The organism is Silanimonas sp. (assembly GCF_027530345.1).
GTDB lineage: Bacteria > Pseudomonadota > Gammaproteobacteria > Xanthomonadales > Xanthomonadaceae > Silanimonas.
The window spans coordinates 246,418-265,869 of sequence record NZ_JAPZQK010000006.1 but is presented as its reverse complement, the minus strand read 5'-3'; the positions used below and the strand labels follow the sequence as shown (position 1 = coordinate 265,869).

Genomic DNA, 19,452 nt, shown 5'->3' with positions numbered 1-19,452 from the left:
CGCCTCCGTGGGGACGCGGCTGTGGATAAGTGGGATGGGTTGGCAGCATAGCGTCGCCGCCCCGGCCCGCCAAGCGCGGCGTCGCTTGACGGAGGCGGGTCCGGCGCGTAATCTCCCGCCTCTTTTCTTCCACCTACCGAGGTGACCCATGGCCACCAAGCGCACCTACCAGCCCAGCAACCTCAAGCGCGCCCGCGACCACGGCTTCCGTGCCCGCATGGCGACCGTCGACGGCCGCAAGATCCTGTCGCGCCGCCGCGCGAAGGGCCGCAAGCGCCTCTGCGCCTAAGCGATCCGGCGTCATCGACCGGCGCGCGCGGCGTGAGCGCCCGCTTTCCGGTCGACGTTCGCGTCCGCACCGGGCGTGATTACCGCGACGCTTTCGCCGACAGCCGGCGCGTGAGTACGCGCCACTTCAGCCTCCATCTGCGCTTGCGCGATGGGGGCTTTTGTCGTTTGGGGATGGCGGTCAGCCGCAAGGTCAGCCCGGATGCGGTGGTCCGTAACCGCATCAAGCGCCAGGTCCGCGAGAGCTTCCGCCTGCGTTACCGCGACCTGCCTGCCGGCGACTGCATCGTCGTCGCCCGCGTCGGGTGCGGCGCCCTGGACAAGGCCGCGCTGCGAAAGGATCTCGCGCATCTCTGGGATCGACTGATCGCGTTGCCGCCGTCATCGCCCACCGGCACAATCCCTCGCCGTGACGCGGCCGCCGGGCTTGCATCCGCGACGTCCGCACCCACCTCCCCTTCCGACACTCCCTCCTTATCCGCCCCCGAGGGCGCCCCTGCCCCGCGCCCCACGGCGTCACCGGGCGAGTGAACGCATGAACCAGAACCGCGCTTTCCTGTTGTTCGCCTGGGTCGCCGTCGCGATCCTGATGGCTTTCGAGTGGACCCGCTTCACCACCACGCCGACGACCCCGCCTCCAGCGCCGGTCGCCGCGGTGGTCGCGGACGCTGGAACCGCCGGGCTCCCCAGCCTCGCCGATGCGCCGAATGCCGCCCCCGCAGCCGCGACAACGGCCGATGCCGCGTCGGGCTTGCCCACGGTGGTCGATGCGCCGCAGGCCATGCCCGCAGTCGCAGCCACGCCGACTCCAACCCTCGATGCGTCGGCCGCCAGCGTCGAGATCCTCACCGACGTGCTGCGCCTGCGGGTTGACTCGGTGGGCGGCACGCTGGTCTTCGCCGAGCTGCTCGACTACCCGCTGGACCAGGAGAATCCCGAGAAGGGCAACGTCATCCTGTTCGACCGCGAACCCTCGCGGTTCGAGATCGCGCAGACCGGCTGGCTGAGCACCACCACCGCCCCGGGCGCCGATGCGCGTTACACCTTCGAAACCCCGGGCTCGACCCTGACGCTGGCCGACGGCGCGAACACGATCGAACTGCCGATGGTCTGGCGCGACGCCGCCAGCGGCCTGACGGTGCGCAAGGTCTACACCGTCACCCGCGGCAGCTACGCCATCGGCGTGCGCCATGAGCTGGTCAACGAGGGTGCTGCCGCGTTCACCGGCAACCTCTACCAGCAGTTGCTCCGCGTGCCGCCGCCGCCGCCCGGCAAGACGGCGATGTTCACCAACCCAGAGAGCTTCAGTTTCGTCGGCTCGGCCTGGTACAGCTCGAGCGACCACTTCGAGAAGCGCCGGTTCGAGGACTTCGTCGACGACGGCACGCTCGACAAGACCGTGACCGACGGCTGGATTGCGATGCTGCAGCACCACTTCGTGTCGGCCTGGGTGCCGCCGAAGAGCCAGCCGCAGGTCTTCTCGCTGCACGCGGTGGACGGTGGCCGTTTCGCCGCGCGCAGCGTCGGCCAGGCGGTGACCGTGCCGCCCGGCGGAAGCGATCGCGTCGATCTCACCCTGTGGGTCGGCCCGAAGCTGCAGGGCCCGATGGAAGCGGTGCACCCCTCGCTGCCGCTGTCGCTCGACTACGGCATCTTCAGCTTCCTCGCGCAGCCGCTGTTCTGGGTGCTCAACGCTCTCCACGGCCTGTTCGGCAACTGGGGCTGGGCGATCATCGGCATCGTCGTGATCATCAAGCTGTTGCTCTACCCGGTGTCGGCGAAGCAGTACCAGAGCATGGCCCGCATGCGCGCCGTCGCGCCGCGCATCGAGCAGCTCAAGGAGCGGTACGGCGAAGACCGCATGAAGTTCAACCAGGCGATGATGGAGCTCTACCAGAAGGAGAAGATCAATCCTCTGGGTGGCTGCCTGCCGATGCTGGTGCCGATCCCGATCTTCCTCGCGCTGTACTGGGTGCTGCTTGAGTCCGTCGAACTGCGCCAGGCACCGTGGATGCTGTGGATCGACAACCTCACCGCGCCCGATCCGCTCTTCATCCTGCCGGCGCTGAACCTGGCTGTGATGTGGGCCACGCAGAAGCTGACGCCGAGCCCGGGCATGGACCCGATGCAGAAGAAGGTCCTGCAGTGGATGCCGGTGATCTTCGGCGTGATGTTCGCCTTCTTCCCGTCGGGCCTTGTGCTGTACTGGCTCACCAACGGCGTGCTCGGCCTCGCCCAGCAGTGGTGGATGACCAAGCGCTACGGTGGTCCGACGACCCCGGCGGTCACCAAGGCGAAGTGAGCCGATCACCCACGCAAAGATCAATGACGGGGCCCGCGCAAGCGGGCCTCGTCGCATGTGCGGGCTACTTGGCGCTCGCCGCCGCGCTAGGCTTCGCGCCATGAGCGAACGCGACACCATCGTGGCCGTGGCCACCGCGAACGGCGCCGCCGGTATCGGCGTGGTGCGCCTGTCCGGGCCGCGCGCGAAGCCCATCGCCGAAGCGCTGTGTGCGACGGAACGACCCTTCGTGGCGAGACAGGCCCGCTACGTCCGTTTCCACGGTGCGGATGGCGAAGTCATCGACGATGGGCTGGTGATCGCCTTCGACGCGCCGCGCAGCTTCACCGGCGAGGACGTCGTCGAGCTGCAGGGCCATGGCAACCCGCGCCTGCTTGCGCAGGTGGTGGCGCGCTGCCTCGCGCTTGGCGCGCGCGCGGCGCGCCCCGGCGAGTTCAGCGAGCGCGCCTTCCTCGAGGGCAAGCTTGACCTCGCGCAGGCCGAAGCCGTCGCCGACCTGATCACTGCATCGTCCGATGCGGCTTTGCGCGCCGCCCGGCGTTCGCTGGACGGCGTCTTCAGCGCCCGCGTCGACGAACTGGTGGAAGCGCTCACCCTGCTGCGCGTGCACGTCGAGGCGGCCATCGACTTCCCCGAGGAGGAGATCGACTTCCTCGCCGCTCCCGAGCTGGCCGCGAGGCTGGCGCGCGTCGAGGCGCTGCATGCGGCCCTCCATCGCGATGCGGCGCGCGGCGTGCGACTGGTCGACGGCCTGCACGTGGTGATCGTCGGCGCGCCGAACGCCGGCAAGAGCGCGCTGATGAACGCGCTGGCCGGTTCGGAGCGCGCCATCGTCACGCCGATCGCTGGTACCACGCGCGACGTGCTCCGCGACGTCATCCGCATCGATGGCTTCGAGCTGACGTTGGTCGACACCGCAGGACTGCGCGAGACCGACGATGTCGTCGAAGCCGAGGGCATCCGTCGCGCGCGCGCCGAAGTGGCGAAGGCCGATCTTGTGTTAGCGGTGCTCGACGATCGCGAGGCCGACGTGGCGATGGCGCGATTGCGGCAGGAACGCGACGTGGCGTCGCGGGTCTTTTGGGTGCATACCCATGCCGACCTCACCGGAACCGCAGGCCGGGTGGAACAGCGCGACGACGGATGGCACCTATGGATCGACGCCCCGCATGGCCTCGGCCTAGGCGCCCTCCGGGAGCGCTTGCGCGATGCGGCGGGCGTGGGCGAAGGCAGCAGCGGCGCGTTCTCCGCCCGCACGCGCCACGTCGAGGCCATCGTCCGCGCCGGAACGCATCTTGCCGACGCCGCAGCGCAGCTGCGCGCGCGTCAGGGTGAGTTGGCAGCGGAAGACTTGCGGCTGGCGCAGGACGCGCTCGGTGAGATCACCGGCCGGATCAGCAGCGATGCGCTGCTGGGTCGGATATTCAGCAGTTTTTGCATCGGGAAGTAGGCTCGGATGGCGACGTCGAGACGGACGTCGCCATAGAGACGATCCTGCGGATCGCCGATTCGACCAAAGGCGAAGCACTTCTCCCCTTGATTGAGGCGACGCCCATTTCGGAATGCAGAGGTGGCATATCCTTGACGTTCAACGCGATGAATCGGCCATCCGCAACGGTGTCGACCATCGCCACGCGAGCCGCGCACAGGATGGCATTCGAGGCCAATGCCGCCTGCTTCAGCGTCGAAAGATCGTTGCACTCCAGAACCACGGGAAGTGAGCTCGATTCCACCCCCATCGCGGACGAAACGGTGTCCCTTGCTGATCGAGGCGGCTCGACGGTCGCGAGGCCGAAATCAACGAGTGCCTCTGCTTTTACTGTACGGAGCGCCGTGATCGGGTGTCCGCTTCGGACGAAGAAACCCATGGGCTGACGTGGAAGCGGAACGATCGCGATATCGTCCTCGGTCGCGAAATCGCGGGTGTCGGAGACGAAGAAATCAATCTTCTCGTTCCGCAAGTACTGAAGCAAATTGGAGCCGTGACTGATTTCCAGCTTGATGCGCACCTCGGCGTGCTCACGCCTCAGGTCCTGCACCAGGTTAGGGAGGAACATTGCGGCCGGAAACGGCCCGACGCCGAACGCGAGTTGGCCCAGCTGGCGTTCGCGATACAGGGCCAAATCCCGATCGAGGCATCCCGAGGCGAAAAGCAGCTTCCTCGCGCGATCCAGGACAAAGGCGCCCGCTGGGGTCAGCCCGCCTGAGCGCGTGCCTCGATCGATCAGGGGGACGCCTGCTTCCGCCTCCAGCGCCTGAATGCTTCGACTCAACGCTGGCTGGGACATATGAAGGCGCCTTGCAGCTTTGACGAAGCCGCCCTCGTCGGCGATGGCGACCAGATGTCGGAGCTTCTTCAGATCCATATGTTTGGCACCTTGAATCATTTCAATGCATTGGATGCATGGGTAACGATACAACATGCATTGGACGTCAGATCGGCCCGATTCTAACGTCGCCAACGGCTCATGCTTGTTCGGCCGGGAAAAGTTTCATTTGTTGTCAAAGGCGGATAAGCATGCGCCGCGTCGCAGTGTTCATTGCGACGTCGTCGCAGAATGGTTTTCCATGCAAGAAATGAATAAAGCCTTGGAGCGTGCCCTGTGAATCTGTCGTCCATCCGCATCGGCCAGCGTCTCTTGCTCGGATTTGGCTTGATCCTCGTCTTGATGATGGTCGTCACCGCCGTCGGCATCCAGCGCGTCGGTGTGATCGATCGCGCCTTGGCCCAGATCAACGAGATCAATAGTGTCAAGCAGCGCTATGCCATCAATTTCCGCGGCAGCGTGCACGATCGCGCCATCGAGCTGCGGGACGTCGTTCTCGTCGATGACCCGGAGGGTCGCGCGGAAGCAGAGGGTGCCATTGATCGTCTCGCGGAAGCTTACGCCGCGTCGGCGGCACCGTTGGACGAGCTCATGGTGGGGGCCGACGACGAGGAGCGTCGCATCCTCGCAGGGATCAAAGAGATCGAAGCAAAGACGCTGCCCTTGATCGAGGAGGTTCGCGCGTTGCGTGCCTCGGGTGACGTGGCGGGTGCGCAGGCGCTCCTTCTCGCCGAGGCAAAGCCTGCTTTCGTGGAATGGCTCGCGCGAATCAACCAGTTCATCGACCGGGAAGAAGAAAAGAACAAGATCGAGGCCACAAACGCCACGTCGGTGGCCAATGGGTTCTCGCGGATTCTCGTGCTGCTGACGCTGGTGGCGATCGCGGTCGGCGGCGCCGTGGCGTGGGCGATCACCCGTAGCGTCGTCCGACCCCTCGGCCGGGCGGTCGATGTTGCTGGCCGGGTCGCCGAAGGGCACTTTGACTCCGTCATCGTCCTCGAGGGGCGTGATGAAACGGCACGCCTGCTGCGCACGCTTTCCAACATGCAGACGCAATTGCGCGATCGAATCGAGCGCGAGCGTGAAATCGCTACTGAAAACGCCCGCGTGCGCAGCGCCCTCGATGGCGCTGCCAGCGGCATGATGATCGCCGACGCCGAGGGCAAAATTGTTTACGTCAACCCCGCGGTCATCCGCACCCTGACCCAGGGGGAAGCGGCGATTCGTGAGCGTTTGCCCGACTTCAGGGCGAGCAACATTCTGGGCAGCAACTTTGACCGGTTCCATCGCGACCCGGCACATCAGCGCGCTCTCATGCCGACGTTGGCGACGGCGCACCGGGCCAAACTTGCGGTTGGCGGCATGCACTTCGATCTCACGGCAACGCCGGTGTTCGGTGCCAATGGCGAGCGGCTTGGTACAGCACTCGAGTGGCAAGACCGCACGGACGACACCAACTTCCGTCACGGACTGCGCAATGTCGCCCAGAAGGCTGCGGCGGGAATTCTTACGGCACGCGTCGAGCTCCAGACCGATGATCCGCGATACCAGGAACTCGCCCGCATCTTCAACTCCCTGATGGACCTCACCAGCCAAGCCATCGACGAGGTGCAGGTGACGATGGCGGCCTTGGCCCAAGGCAACCTCACCGTGCGCTCCTCGGCGGAGTTGATGGGCAGTTTTGGCGAGCTCAATCGCAACGCCAACGCGACGGCGGATGCCCTCGCGACGACCATCGGTGAAGTCCAGCGGGCGGTCGCCGCATTGGGCGATGCGTCCTCGGAGATCGCTGCCGGCAACATGGATCTTTCAAAGCGCACCGAACAGGCCGCCGCGAGCGTCGAGGAAACCGCCGCTGCGATGGAGGAGATGAATGCCACGGTGAAGCAAAGCACTGCGCATGCCCAAGAGGCGAAGCAGTTGGCTTCGCGGGCCGCGGGCGTCGCCAGCGAGGGCGGTGAGACCGTGCAGCAGGTCGTTGCGCTGATGCGAGATATCGAGGCGGGATCACGCCGCATGGCGGACATCACCAGCACCATCGATGGCATCGCTTTCCAGACCAATATCCTCGCGCTCAACGCGGCGGTTGAGGCCGCGCGCGCAGGAGACCAGGGTCGCGGGTTTGCCGTTGTTGCTGCGGAAGTGCGGGCGTTGGCGCAACGTTCCGCCACCGCGGCGAAAGAAATCGCCGCACTGATCAACGAGTCCGTCTCCAAGATTGCGACCGGCGCGGGTGTGGCCCAGAAAGCCGGCCAAACCATGGAGGACATCGTGGCGTCCTCCCAGAAAGTGGCCGAGATCATCACCGAGATCACGGCGGCTTCCGTTGAGCAGGCGAAGGGCCTTGCGGAGGTCAATCAGTCGGTCACGCAGATGGACCAGGTCACGCAAGCCAACTCGGCCTTGGTCGAGGAAATGGCGGCATCGGCACAGGCCATGAACGAACAGACCGGCCAGTTGGCCCAGATCGCTGCACGTTTCGTCGTCTCGCGTTGAAGGGCGGCCCGGTTCCGTGCAGCCCCAAGACGAGCCGGTGTTCATCCGCCGGCTGACTACTGGCGGATGATTTCGCCGCGCATCGGTGCGAGGATCGCCAGCAGTTCGTTCTGCGCGGCGATCGGCACGCCCCGTTCCGTCATCGCGTCGACAAGGTTCTCGACCAGTGCGTTGAAGTCGGCTTCCGTCAGCCCGAGGCCCACGTGCGCGGCCTTCATGTCGCGTCCCCCATAGGTGCAGGGCCCGCCGGTGAGCGCGCACAGGTGTTCGACGAGGCGCGTGTGCAGGTTGACGATGTCGGCTTCGGCGAAATCATCGCGGATGCGCGGATCGTCCGCGCTGCGGATGAGCAGGCCTTCGGTGATCGCCGCGACACCGGCCTCGCCGCCGAGACGCTCGTAGAGCGTGGTGCCCTGCCTCGCTGGGGCACTGGCGCAGCCGGCGAGCAGGACCGAAAGCGCGATCGCGACGAGCACCGCGCGCAGACGCGGCACCGAAACAGCGCGAGCGGGGACGTCCGCCTTAGTGACTGAGCTGCAGCGAGACATACCAGCCCTCCTGGTCTTCGAGCGTGGCGATGCGGCCGAGATCCGCCCGGGCGGCAACGACCGCCACGCGCTTGTTCGGGAACCAACCGACGAACACATCCTTCCAGTCGTCCTCGCGGGCGAAGCCGAGATTGTCCGGTTTCTGCCGGTATTCGACGCCCACAGCCCAGCGCGGGTCCAGCAGCACCGCGGCGCTCGCTTCGCCAACCAGCGCGTACCCGTCGTCGCGGTCGCCGCCGAAGCCGAGCAGCCCGGTCTGGTTGGCGCGGGTGCGTCGCAGCGTGCCGTTCAGCAGCAGATGGCGGCCACCGGCGGCGCCGAGGAACAGCTTGCTGGCCGAGAGATAGACATCGATATCGGAGTTGTCGCGCGCGCCGACCAGCGATGGCACGAGGAAATCGCGCTGCGTCTTGTGCTGCGCACCGAGCGTGAGCTGCGGCATCGGCGTGTAGACGAGGTCCCCGGCGAGCCGCCACTTCGCGTGGACGATGTCTTGGCGGAAGCGGCGTGTCGGCAGCGACAGCGCGTCGGCCAGCGTGGGCAGGCCGAACTGCTGCCTCGCGACCCCCAGCTCGATCCGGTTGCGCCAGCCCAAGGCGACGCCCTGGCTGGTGAGCGCGTAGTCGCGGACTTCGACGCGTGTCGCGAACGCCGCGGCGCCCCACTGGTCCTCGGTGCCGTAGCCCGCGATCACGGCCCAAGGCACGATGCCGCCACCCGCGCTGCCTTCGATCATGCTGGCGCCGCCGGTGGCGAGCAGGCGCCCCGCATGTCCCACGGCGTCGCGCGTGGCGAGTTCCGACGGCGCGGCCGCAGCGAACGATGCCGTCGCCAGCAACAGCACGGCGGCGGCGGCCGGCGCCACGCCGGTCATGCGGGCTCTCCCGCGGCGGCGCGGAGGAGTTGTTGGTGGGCGAGGATCCATGTGGTGAGCGCCTCCACGGGCAAGGGTCGGCTGAAGTGGTAGCCCTGCGCCACGTCGCACTGCAAGCGCGCCAGCACGTCGAGGCCGGCTTCGGTTTCCAATCCCTCGGCGACGACCTTGAGGCCCAGCGCGTGGCCGAGCTGGACGATGGACTGCACGATACGTTCGTCCTCGCTGCCGGGCGCCAGCTGGAGCACGAAGCTCTTGTCGATCTTGAGCTCGTCGGCGGGAAGGTGCTTGAGCTGGCCCAACGAGCTCTGCCCCGTGCCGAAATCGTCCACCGATACCCGCAGGCCATCGGCGCGGAGCACGTTGAGCGAGGCGATGGCGCGATCGAGATCAGCCAGCACCGCGCTTTCCGTGACCTCGACGATGACCTGCGTCGCGGGAATGCCGTGATGGCGCAGGCGTTCGAGCACCGCGCCGGGCAGTTCGGGATCGGCGAGGTCGATGGCCGAGAGGTTGATGGCCACGCCGACGTCGATGCCCCGAGCCCGCCAGTCCGCCATGTCCGCGAAGGCGCGATCCACCACCCAGCGTGTCAGCACGCCCACCAAGCCGGCGCGCTCCGCGAGCGGGATGAATTCATCGGGGCCGATCCGCCCGAGGGTCGGATGCGTCCAGCGCAACAGCGCCTCGGCATGACGCACGTCGCGGGTGGCGACGTCGACCTTGGGCTGGTAGTTCAGGGTGAATTGACCGTCGTCGATCGCACCGCGCAGTTCGCCGACGATGGCGAGCTGGCGCAAGTGCTGCTCGTCCATGCCCTCGCGGTACAGCGCGATCGCGTGGCCTTCGCGCTTCGCGAGGTCGCCGGCGATCTCGACGCGACGGAACAGCGTGCGGGCATCCGGCAGAGCCTTCGCATCATCGCGCCGGAAGGGCACCAGCCCGAGGGTGGCGTCGAGGCGCAGCGGGGCGCCGTCGACGTCCATCGGTGCGGCGAGAGCCGCCACCAGGGCTTCGGCGCGCGCCGCGGCGGACGCTGTATCGGCACCCCAGAGCGCGAGCAGGAATTCGTCGCCGCCGAGACGCGCCACGAGGTCGTGGCCCCCGACGCTGTCCCGAAGTCGGCGCGCAACTTCCGCCAGCGCCAGGTCGCCATGCCGATGGCCGAGCAGATCGTTCACTTCGTGGAAGCGCCGCAGGTCGACCATCGCCAACGCGCCCTCGACGAGCAGCGGATCGCGCAGCCGTTCGTGCAGCAGGCCAAGGGCGCGCTCGCGGTTGGGCAAGCCGGTCAGCCCGTCATGCCCGGCCTGGTGGACGATCCGCTGTTCACGTTCGGCGATGCCGTCCTGCATGGCATTGAAGGCCTCGGCGAGCGTGGCGAATTCGTCGGTGCCGACCACCGCCAGCCGCGTTGCGTATTCGCCGCCGCGGATGCGCTCGGCCGCACGCGCCAGCGCACCCACCGGCCCGCTGACCCGACGTCCGATGGCGAACGCGGCGATGATGGCCAGTACCGTGGCACCGAACGACAGCGAGAGCACCTGCGCCTGCAGCCCGGCATACGGCTGCATGGCACGCTTCCGCGATGCCTGCAGGACGAGGTAGACGGGCGTGCCCTGCTCCGCCGACAGACGCAGCGCCATGGCCGGATCGACCTCGCTCTCGAGCTCGTGCACCAGCAGGCGCGGCACGCCGGTGGCGAGCAACGCCGCTTCCTCGTCCTCCGGTGCCCACGTGCCCTCGGCCACGCGCCATGCCGGGCCCTGGCGGACCAGCACGCTGGCCTCGACGCCGGCGACGGCACCGATTTCCTCAGCTTCATCACTCCCGAAAGCCTGGCCGAGCCCCATCCAGCCGACGAGGTCCGGGGCGAACACCGGGACCAGGGCATAGCGCACCGGCTGCTCGCCGAGGGCGACCACGCCCGAGGCGAAGCCCTGCTCGCGGGCCATCGCGAGGCGCGCCGCCACGCCCGCCTGCGGGATCAGCGCCCCGTCGGGCATGCGCTGCGCCAGCAGGCGACCGTCCGGGGCGAGGACCATGGCAAAGGGCGCATCGATGCGCCCGGCCGCGCTTTCCAGCATCGATTCCAGCGTCGGGCCGTCCTGCGTCGCGATGGCCTGCTTGAAGCCGAAATCGTCGGCCAGCACGAACACGCGCTCGAGCAGCTGCCGCTGTCGGGCATCGTCGAGGCGTTCCCAGACGCGCGCGCCGACCTCGAGCCCGTCCACCAGCTGCTGGTCGACGCCGTTGCGCACGGCGACCTGCACCGTCAGCCAGCCGGCCAGCTGCAGCATCAAGACCAGCCCGGCGAGGATGAGCACGAGCTTGGTGCCGAAGCGCAGCCCGGCACGTGGCGTGGCGGCGGCCGGCGCGTCACTCACGTGGCGGAGTGCGGAACTTGTCCTGCAGGGCGCGCAGGCGGTCGGTGCCGCGCGGCGGCGGCGGCGGGGCCAAGGGCAACTCGAGGGTTGCGGGGCCAGCCATCGGCAGCGTGATTGGCGTCTTCGGCGCCGCGTCGGGGGTGGGTAGGCGCTCGTGCCACGCGGTGAGCAGGTACGCACCGTCCGGCGCGTCGAGGGTCACCCGCCCGTCCGCCCCGGTGACGGCGTGGTGCGGCGTCTCGACGATGACCACGTAACCCTTCATCCAGTCGTGGATGTTGCAGCCGAGCGTGACCACCCCCGCGCGGTCGAAGACCACCGGGTCCGGCGGCGTCCCGGTGTACAGCGGCAGCTCGAAGCGCTTGGCCGCCGAGAACGAGTACACCTGGTGGCGGATCGTGTCGCTGTTCGGGAAGCGCACCCGCGAACCCTTCGTCACCACCAGCACCCGTGGCTGGAACTCACTGTTCACCTGGTCCATCACCGCATCGATCGGTGTGACGGCGGCCGCACGGCCGATCGGCGTCAGCGTGACGACCGCCGACGCCACCGGCTGCCCGCCGCTGCGGACCTCGACGCGGAGCGCGGCGCTCAGTGCCCCGGGCAGCAGGCCGAGCAGCAGTGCGCACGCCACGGCCGGCGAGGAGGGAACGAAGCGGGCAGCCACGACCATGCCGGGACTCCGGTCAACAAGGTCCCCGGATCATACCCATCGGTGCCCGCCGGGCGACGTGCGCGGCGTCAGACGTCGCCGTCGTTTGACCAGCCTTCACCGCTGCCGCGGGTGAACACCCGGTCACGGTCAAGAACCAGCCCGGCGGGCAGGGTGTCCTGGCCGGCCAGTCGCGCGTAGATCGGCGCGAAGTCCGGGCGCGTGGCCTCCATCAGCTGCTCGTAGCTGTCGATGACGAAGTAGGTCTTCTGGAAGGTGTCGATGCGGAATCGCGTGCGCATGATCCGCTCGAGGTCGAAGCCGATGCGGTTCGGCGCGGCCGAGTCGAGGCAGTACACCGACTCGCCCTTCGAGCTGAGGATGCCGGCGCCGTAGATGCGCAGCCCGGCGGCGGTGTTGATCAGGCCGAACTCCACCGTGTACCAGTACAAGCGCGTCAGCTGCGCCAGCGCCTCGGGCCCGAAGCCGTGCGCACGCACGCCGCCCTGGCCGTAGGCCTGCATGTAGTCGGCGAACACCGGATTCATCAGCAGGGGCACGTGGCCGAACAGGTCGTGGAAGAGGTCCGGCTCGCTGAGGTAGTCGAGCTGCTCCGGCGTGCGGATCCACCAGGTGACGGGGAAGCGCTTGTTGGCGAGGTGCTCGAAGAAGGTGAGCTCGGGCAGCAGGCCCTCGACGCCGATCAGCTCCCAGCCGGTGCGCGCGCGCAGCATGCGGTTGAGCTCGTCGAACTTCGGAATGCGGTCCTCGCCCATGCCCATCGCGTCCTGCGTGCGCAGGAACTCGTCGTCGGCGCGGCCCACCAGCAGCTCGCGCTGGCGGCGGAACAGCTGCGTCCAGACCGCATGGTCGGTGGCGCTGTAGGTCGACCAGGGCTGCTCGATCACCGCCGTGGTGTAGACCGGCACGCTGCCCTTGTCGGTCTGCAGGTGTTCGACGCGGCGGGGCTGGGCGTTCATGGCAGGTGACCGGAAGCAGGGGCGCCTATTGTGGCGCCGCACGGGCGCAACAGGCTTGCGAAGTTGCAGGAATCGGCGCCAATTGAGCAATAATCGTGCGCACGGCTTGGCAGTGAGGAAACGAACATGCAGACGACGACGCTCGACCGCACCGACCTCGCCCTGCTGCGCGCCCTGAAGGCGGAAGGGCGGCTGAGCAATGTCGAGCTGGCCGAACGCGTGAACCTGTCGCCTTCCGCCTGCCTGCGCCGCGTGCAGCGTCTCGAGGCGGACGGAGTGATCACCGGCTACCGCGCCGAGGTTGATCCCTCGAAGCTGGGTCTGAACCTGCGCGCCTTCGTGCGCGTGCAGTTGAAGAGCCACGGTGCCGCCGACATCGCCCGCTTTGCCGAGAGCATCAACGGTTGGGACGAAGTGGAGCGCTGCCACGCGCTGACCGGCGACATGGACTACCTGATCGAAGTCCGGGTGCAGGACCTCGAGCACTTCTCGCGCTTCCTGCTCGACCGCCTGCTGGCCGGTGGGCAGGTGGCCGACGTCAATTCGAGCTTCGTGCTGCGTGCGGTGAAGTAACGCAGAGGCCCATCCGCCGGTTGACAAAAGTGCAGGGGGGGGGATGGTGCGTTGCCGCAAAAAAGCGGCTCTTGAAAAAGGATGATCAATGAAATCGTACTATCGAGCATTGGTACTAGCTGGTCTGCTTCTCTCGTCAGCTTCGGCATTCGCAGAAGATTCCACGCCGACGCTACCGGATGGACCCGTGCCCTCACCCCCCGGTTGGTCTTGTGAAGCGAAAGGCAGAGTGGTGACTTGCGAAAAGCTGCCTGAGACTGGACCGCTGGAGTAAGTGCGCCTGCAGCGACCCGATTTCGGGTCGCTGCTTCCAACACCAGAGATGCCGATGCGATTTCCCACTGTGTTTCTTCTTGTCGCACTGCTTATGATCGCCGGTTGCCGCCACGACGCACTCCGTGTCGAGGGTTACGCGAATCTTCCAGTTGGAGCAAAGCAGGTTTCGGTTGCATCAAACCAAAAGTTTTTGTTGCCGGGTGAAATTGGTCCATTGCCGCTGCCCGCTTTCCCGGAACACCATGAATTGCCGACTGGCACAGCGGTGACACTCTGCGTCTCGTACACCGTGACGGACGAGGGCGACGTTCAAGACGTACAGTTTGAGAGATTTCCGGGAGAACCTTGCGCTCTAGAGCAGTCCGAATCCTTGAACGCCATGAGGAAAAGCATTCTGGATACTCTCGAGCGCTGGCCGTACTTTGCTGCGGCCGTGTGTGAATTCGAGACAGCTGACGCTGCCGAGACCTCAGATGATGAATGCACAGGTGCGCTCTCGGTCACGCCTGTTGCGGTTCGTTTGGCTTGGCGGTTCGTTTTCACTATCGACTCGAACGGCAATGCTGAGGTTGTAACTCGGAACGCCCGGTAGGTCGCTGTCCGAGGGATACGATCCAAGCCCGAAAGACCCGTCTCGCTGCGACCATCACGCGCCCATCGGCATCCTCGCTCTCCATGATCGAACTCAAGGACATTGCACGCCGGTACCGCACCGGCGGGCAGACAGTGAACGCCCTGGACGGCGTCGACCTCACCATCGAGCGCGGCGAGTTCGTCGGCGTCACCGGCCCGTCGGGCTCGGGCAAGTCGACCCTGCTCAACGTGCTCGGCTGCCTTGACCGCCCCGACGCCGGCCACTACCTCCTGGAAGGCACCGATGTTGCCGGCCTCGACGACGGCCAGTTGAGTGACCTGCGCAACCGCCGCATTGGCTTCGTGTTCCAGAGCTTCCACCTGATGCCGCGGCTGACGGTGCTCGAGAACGTGCTGCTGCCGATGCGCTTCTCGCGCACGCCCTTCGCCCACGATGTCGAAGCGCGCGCCCGCGAACTGCTGGAGCGCGTCGGCCTTGGCGCACGCATGGAACACCGGCCCTCGGAGCTTTCGGGCGGCCAGATGCAGCGCGCCGCGATCGCGCGTTCGCTGGTGCTCGAGCCGGCCCTGCTGCTCGCCGACGAGCCCACCGGCAACCTTGATTCCAAGAGCGCGGCCGACATCCTCGCGCTGCTGCATGAACTGCACGCCGCGGGACAGACCGTGGTGATGGTGACCCACGACATGGCGCTGGCCGCCAGCTTGCCGCGGCAGGTGCGCATGAAAGACGGCAAGGTGGACGATGACCAGCGCCAGTAGGTCCCTGCTCCTCGCGATGGCGGCCCTGCTGCACATGGCCCCTGTCCATGCGCAGGCCGACGCGGCCGACGACGCGCGCCGCGTGATGCTCAGTGGCGTGGTGCGCTCCTCGGACGCCGAGACCATCTACGCGCCGATGTCGAACAGCAATCCTGTCGTGCTGCGCCAGCTCGCCGCGGACGGCGGCGCGGTGAAGCCCGGTGACGTCCTCGTGCGCATCGATCCCGGCGCGGCCACCGCGCAGATCAACGCGCTGAAGACGCAGATCGCGCTGGCGAAGGCCCGCATCGACAAGGAGCGCGCCGAGCTCGACGTGCGCCGCGTCGACGCCGCACTCGCGCTGGTCGACGCCGAGGCCGCGCTGGCCAAGGCCGAAGTGGATGCGGCGATCCCGGCCGACTACCTCGCGCGCATCGATTACGACCGCTATCAGGGCGAAGCCGAGCGCGCCCGTCGCGAGATCGTGTTGAAGCGCCAGGAGCTCGCCAGCGCCGAAGCCGGCGTGCAGCGCCGCGCGCGCGACGGCGCGCTGGAAGTGGCCCAGCTCGAGGCCGACCTCGTGTTCGCCGAGCGGCAGATCGCCCGCGCCGAGCAGCGCGCCACCCGGGCCGGTACCGCGGTGTTCGGCTTCCATCCGTGGAGTGGCCAACGCTTCGAGGTTGGGGCTTCGGCGAATCCCGGCATGGCCATCGGCGAAGTGGTGGGTGCCGGCGAGCTCGCCGTGCGCGCCTGGGTGCTCGAAGTCGACCGCCCCGGCCTGCGGTCCGGCCAGGCGGTGCAGGTTCGCTTCGATGCGCTGCCGGGCCGAGCGCTGACCGGGCGCATCGCCAGCATCGCCGGTGCGCCTGAGCCGAAGGCCGAGTGGGGCAGCGGCCGCTACTTCACCGTCGAAGTGACCCTCGAAGGGTCCGTTGGCCTGGCCCTCAAGCCCGGAATGAGCGCGCGCATCGAGGCCGGCGCCCCGATCGCGGACGCCGCGCCGGCCGCCGCGCCCCCGGGCACCGCCGCCGCGGCGAACACCGCCGGCACGCTGCGCCTGGAGGGCGAGATCGCCGCGGCGCGCAGCGACGCCATCGCACCACCGGCGGTCGAGAACCAGTGGCAGTACCAGGTGACGCAGATGGCGCCCGACGGTTCGCGGGTGAAGGCCGGCGATGTGGTGGTGGCCTTCGATGGCGCGGAAGTGCAGCGCCGCCTACAGGAGGCCGAGAGCAAGCGGCGCGAGAAGCGCAGCGAACGCGAGCGCCTTCTGCTCGACCTCGCGGAGCGCGAGCGCACCGAAGCCCTCACGCTCGAGGAGCAGCGCGCCGAGCGCATCAAGGCCGAGCGCAAGACCGAACAGCCGGCCGAGCTGTTGCGCTCGGTGGAGTACCGCAAGCTTGTTATCGATCGCAGCCGCGCCGAGCAGCGCGATGCGCTGTTCGAGCAGCGCTACGCCGCCGGCCGCGCCCAGCGCGCCGCGGAACGCGTGCTGGTCGAGGCCGAATTGACCCAGCTGGAAACCGAAGTCGCGACCCTCGGCCGCGCCGTCACCGAGTTGCAGGTGAAGGCCCCGCGCGACGGCATCCTCGTCCTCCGGACCGGTTGGCGCGGCGAACGTTTCGAGGTCGGCAGCCAGGTGTTCATCGGCCAGGCCGTGGCCGAGATCCCCGACCCGGCGACGCTCCTCGTGCGCGCCACCGCGCCGGAGCGCGAGCTCATGCGCCTTGCGGTGGGCGCCAAGGCGCGCGTGCGCGTCGAAGGCGGCGCCGGCCGGCAGATCGACGCGCGCGTGACGCGCATCGGCAGCGCCGTGCGCAACAAGTCGCGCCGCCAGCCGATTCCGGTGATCGATGTCGAACTCTCGCTCGAGGGCGATACCGCGGGCTTGCGTCCCGGCCAGGCGGTGGGTGTCGAACTCGAAGCCACGGAGGCCGCGCCATGACGCGCTCCCTCCGCCTCGCAACGTTGTTTGCCGGTCTTGCCGCGCTGTCCGCCTGCGGCGACGCGCCGGAGGCGACCCCGGCGCTGGAAGTGCTGCAGCCCGCGCCGCTCGAACTCTGGGTGGAGGCCTCGGGCGAGCTCAAGGCGGCGAAGGCCACCAAGCTCGTCGTGCCGGGGCAGAACTGGGCGCAGCGCCAGCTGGTGTGGATGGTGCCCGACGGTAGCCCGGTGAAAGCCGGTGACGTGGTCGCGCGCTTCGGTGCCGAGCAGACGCAGCTCGAACTCGACAAGGCCCTGTTGAACCTCGAGCGCAATGCGCTGTCGCAGGCCTCCAAGCAGGCGGAGCTCGAGATCGGCGTGGGTCGCCTCGACGTCGACATCGCCCAGGTGCAGAGCCAGCTCGCCATCGCCTCGCGCTATGCCCAAGCCGACTTCGCGGCCATCGCGCGCAACGTGGTCCTCGACGCCGTGGCCGACGAGCGCTACCTCGGCGAGAAGCGCGAGGTGCTCGACTGGCGCAAGGATCAGAGCGCCGAGCGCGGCGGTGCCGAGCTGCAGGTGCTGTCGGCGCAGCGCGACACCGTGGCGATGGGCGTCAAGACGCGCGAGGATGACCTCGGCGCGCTGGAGCTGCGTGCGCCGCACGACGGCGTGTTCGTACTGGCCACCAACTGGGGTGGCGAGAAGCCGCAGATCGGCGCGCAGATGTGGGCGAGCAATGACCTCGCCACCCTGCCGGACAGCCGCAGCCTCGAAGTCGAATTGAGCCTGCCGCAGATCGAGGCGCAGGTGCTGGCCGTCGGGCAGGCGGTCGAACTGCACCCCGCGGGTCGGCCGGAAGAGGCCTTCGAAGCGCCGATCAGCTGGCTGGCGAGCGCGCCGCGCGCGACCTCGCGCAACAGCCCGATCAAGTACCTCGCCTTCAAGGTCGCGGTGCCGACCGACATCGGCGCCCGGCACGCGTGGGTGCCGGGCCAAGCGTTTCAGGCACGCGTGCGGCTGAAGTCGGCCGACGCGGCGCTGAGCGTGCCCAACCTCGCCGTGCGCAGCGACGCCGGCCAGACCTCGGTGCGCGTCTGGGTGGACGGTGAAGCGCAATCGCGCCCGGTCACGCTGGGCGTGCGCGGGCCGGCCCGCTCGGAAGTGCTCGAGGGCCTCGCGCCCGGCGACGCCGTGGTGCTGGCCGAGCCCGAACCGGCCACGGAGGCCACGCCATGATCCGCCGCGACATGTTGTTCGACCGCCTCGGCTGGCGCGAAGCCTTCGACGAGCTCTCGCGGCGCAAGCTGCGCAGTGGCCTCACCCTGCTCGGCCTCGTTTTCGGCGTCGGCGCCATCGTCGCCATGCAGGCCGTTGGCGAGGGCAGCCGTCGCGAAGCGCTGCGGCTCGTGGAAGGCCTCGGGCTCAACAATCTCGTCGTCGAAGCCAGCGCGCCCACCGACGAAACCGCGCTGCGCGAGCTGCGCGAACGCAGCCTCGGCCTCACCCGCGCCGATGCCGCCGCCGCGCTCGCCGTGGTGCCGGGGGCGCAGTCCAGCGCGGCGGAAAAGCGCCTTCGCACCGACGCCGTCGCCAGCGACCATGCCGCGTCCGACGCCCAGGCCGTGGGCGTCACGCCTTCGTTCTTCGCCCTCTCTTCGCTCGAGGTGGCCACGGGCCGGGCGCTGGAAGACTCGGACGAACGTCGCATCGCGCCGGTGGCGGTGCTCGGCCACCAGGCGGCACGCACGCTGTTCCCCGACGGCGAGGCCGTCGGCCAACTGGTGAAGGTGAACCACGTGTGGCTCGAGGTGGTGGGTGTGCTGGTCGATCGCGACCTCTCCGCCGAGGCCTTCGAAGGCGTGCAGCTCGGGCTCGAGACCAACCGCGTCTACGTGCCGCTCTCCACCGCGCTGACGCGCTTCGCCAGCCCGCCGCTGCAGGACGAGCTCGATCGCCTGCTGGTGCGCCTCGAATCGCCGGAGGGCATCGAAGCCGGCGCGCGCACGCTCTCGGCCCTGCTGCGCGAGCGCCATGCCGGCGCCAACGATTTCCGCCTCGTCGTGCCGGCGCAGCTGTTCCGCCAGCACCAGCAGACGCAGCGCATCTTCCGGGTGGTGATGGGCGCGATCGCCGCCGTTTCGCTGCTCGTGGGCGGCATCGGCATCATGAACATCATGCTGGCCAACGTGCTGGAGCGGCGCCGCGAGATCGGCCTGCTGCGTGCCCTGGGCGCGCGCCAGGAGGACATCGTCGCGCGCTTCCTGCGCGAGGCCGCCGCCATCTGCGCCGCCGGTGCGGTGCTCGGCCTCGTGTTCGGTGCGCTGCTGGCCTACGCCATCGCCGCGCTGGCCGGTTGGCAGGTGGCTTGGGCGCCGCTGCCGGTGCTGGGCGCCGTGTTCGCCTGCACGGTCGTTGGCCTTGGCTTTGGCGTCTACCCCGCGCGACAGGCCGCGCAGCTCGACCCGATCGCCGCGCTGCGGACCGACTGAGC

General features: G+C 68.4%; 17 protein-coding genes. 11 read left to right on the top strand and 6 right to left on the bottom strand.

All coding sequences use genetic code 11. The features are described from left to right. The first annotated feature begins 148 nt into the window (after positions 1-148). From rpmH to mnmE, 4 genes are all read left to right on the top strand, one after another. Positions 149-289: a 50S ribosomal protein L34 gene (gene rpmH, locus O9255_RS04175; protein WP_297865578.1), complete on the top strand. Its 141-nt coding sequence runs from the start codon at positions 149-151 to the stop codon at positions 287-289. Between the two features lie 32 nt (positions 290-321). Further along, on the top strand, positions 322-819 hold the full coding sequence (gene rnpA / locus O9255_RS04170; protein ID WP_297865577.1) for a ribonuclease P protein component: 498 nt from the start codon (positions 322-324) through the stop codon (positions 817-819). Between the two features lie 4 nt (positions 820-823). Beyond that, on the top strand, positions 824-2,590 hold the full coding sequence (gene yidC, locus O9255_RS04165) for a membrane protein insertase YidC (protein WP_297865576.1): 1,767 nt from the start codon (positions 824-826) through the stop codon (positions 2,588-2,590). Between the two features lie 100 nt (positions 2,591-2,690). Further along, entirely contained in the window at positions 2,691-4,040 is a 1,350-nt protein-coding gene (mnmE, locus tag O9255_RS04160) for a tRNA uridine-5-carboxymethylaminomethyl(34) synthesis GTPase MnmE (protein ID WP_297865575.1), read from the top strand. Here mnmE and O9255_RS04155 read toward each other — a convergent pair. Next, on the bottom strand, positions 4,015-4,956 hold the full coding sequence (locus tag O9255_RS04155) for a LysR family transcriptional regulator (protein WP_297865574.1): 942 nt from the start codon (positions 4,954-4,956) through the stop codon (positions 4,015-4,017). The genes mnmE and O9255_RS04155 overlap by 26 nt on opposite strands. Before the next feature lie 237 nt (positions 4,957-5,193). On the opposite strand from O9255_RS04155, the gene O9255_RS04150 reads away from it, so the two are divergent. Further along, on the top strand, positions 5,194-7,413 hold the full coding sequence (locus O9255_RS04150) for a methyl-accepting chemotaxis protein (RefSeq protein ID WP_297865573.1): 2,220 nt from the start codon (positions 5,194-5,196) through the stop codon (positions 7,411-7,413). Between the two features lie 56 nt (positions 7,414-7,469). Here the strand turns inward: O9255_RS04150 and O9255_RS04145 are convergent, their stop codons facing one another. From O9255_RS04145 to phhA, 5 genes are all read right to left on the bottom strand, one after another. Continuing rightward, a complete protein-coding gene (locus O9255_RS04145) occupies positions 7,470-7,907 on the bottom strand; it encodes a group 1 truncated hemoglobin (RefSeq protein WP_297865572.1) in 438 nt (145 codons plus the stop codon). 28 nt (positions 7,908-7,935) lie between these two features. After that, positions 7,936-8,835: a DUF3034 family protein gene (locus O9255_RS04140; protein ID WP_297865571.1), complete on the bottom strand. Its 900-nt coding sequence runs from the start codon at positions 8,833-8,835 to the stop codon at positions 7,936-7,938. Continuing rightward, the gene (locus O9255_RS04135; protein WP_297865570.1) at positions 8,832-11,222 is read right to left on the bottom strand and encodes an EAL domain-containing protein; all 2,391 of its coding nucleotides are present in this window, start codon (positions 11,220-11,222) and stop codon (positions 8,832-8,834) included. Before O9255_RS04135 ends, O9255_RS04140 begins: the two co-directional genes overlap by 4 nt. Further along, positions 11,215-11,895, bottom strand: a complete 681-nt coding sequence (locus tag O9255_RS04130; protein ID WP_297865569.1) for a methylamine utilization protein — start codon at positions 11,893-11,895, stop codon at positions 11,215-11,217. Before O9255_RS04130 ends, O9255_RS04135 begins: the two co-directional genes overlap by 8 nt. Before the next feature lie 68 nt (positions 11,896-11,963). Next, positions 11,964-12,854, bottom strand: a complete 891-nt coding sequence (gene phhA / locus O9255_RS04125) for a phenylalanine 4-monooxygenase (protein ID WP_297865568.1) — start codon at positions 12,852-12,854, stop codon at positions 11,964-11,966. A gap of 126 nt (positions 12,855-12,980) precedes the next feature. Between phhA and O9255_RS04120 the strand changes: the two genes are divergently transcribed. From O9255_RS04120 to O9255_RS04095, 6 genes are all read left to right on the top strand, one after another. Beyond that, positions 12,981-13,427, top strand: a complete 447-nt coding sequence (locus tag O9255_RS04120) for an Lrp/AsnC family transcriptional regulator (protein WP_297865567.1) — start codon at positions 12,981-12,983, stop codon at positions 13,425-13,427. A gap of 328 nt (positions 13,428-13,755) precedes the next feature. Further along, a complete protein-coding gene (locus O9255_RS04115; protein ID WP_297865566.1) occupies positions 13,756-14,295 on the top strand; it encodes a hypothetical protein in 540 nt (179 codons plus the stop codon). 83 nt (positions 14,296-14,378) lie between these two features. Next, the gene (locus O9255_RS04110; protein WP_297865565.1) at positions 14,379-15,056 is read left to right on the top strand and encodes an ABC transporter ATP-binding protein; all 678 of its coding nucleotides are present in this window, start codon (positions 14,379-14,381) and stop codon (positions 15,054-15,056) included. Then, positions 15,040-16,980 carry an HlyD family efflux transporter periplasmic adaptor subunit gene (locus tag O9255_RS04105; protein ID WP_297865564.1) on the top strand — a complete coding sequence of 647 codons (1,941 nt, stop codon included), beginning with the start codon at positions 15,040-15,042 and terminating at the stop codon, positions 16,978-16,980. The genes O9255_RS04110 and O9255_RS04105 overlap by 17 nt, the downstream gene beginning before the upstream one ends. Beyond that, on the top strand, positions 16,977-18,197 hold the full coding sequence (locus tag O9255_RS04100; RefSeq protein ID WP_297865563.1) for an HlyD family efflux transporter periplasmic adaptor subunit: 1,221 nt from the start codon (positions 16,977-16,979) through the stop codon (positions 18,195-18,197). The genes O9255_RS04105 and O9255_RS04100 overlap by 4 nt, the downstream gene beginning before the upstream one ends. Beyond that, on the top strand, positions 18,194-19,450 hold the full coding sequence (locus tag O9255_RS04095) for an ABC transporter permease (RefSeq protein ID WP_297865562.1): 1,257 nt from the start codon (positions 18,194-18,196) through the stop codon (positions 19,448-19,450). The genes O9255_RS04100 and O9255_RS04095 overlap by 4 nt, the downstream gene beginning before the upstream one ends. The last annotated feature ends 2 nt before the right edge of the window (positions 19,451-19,452 follow it).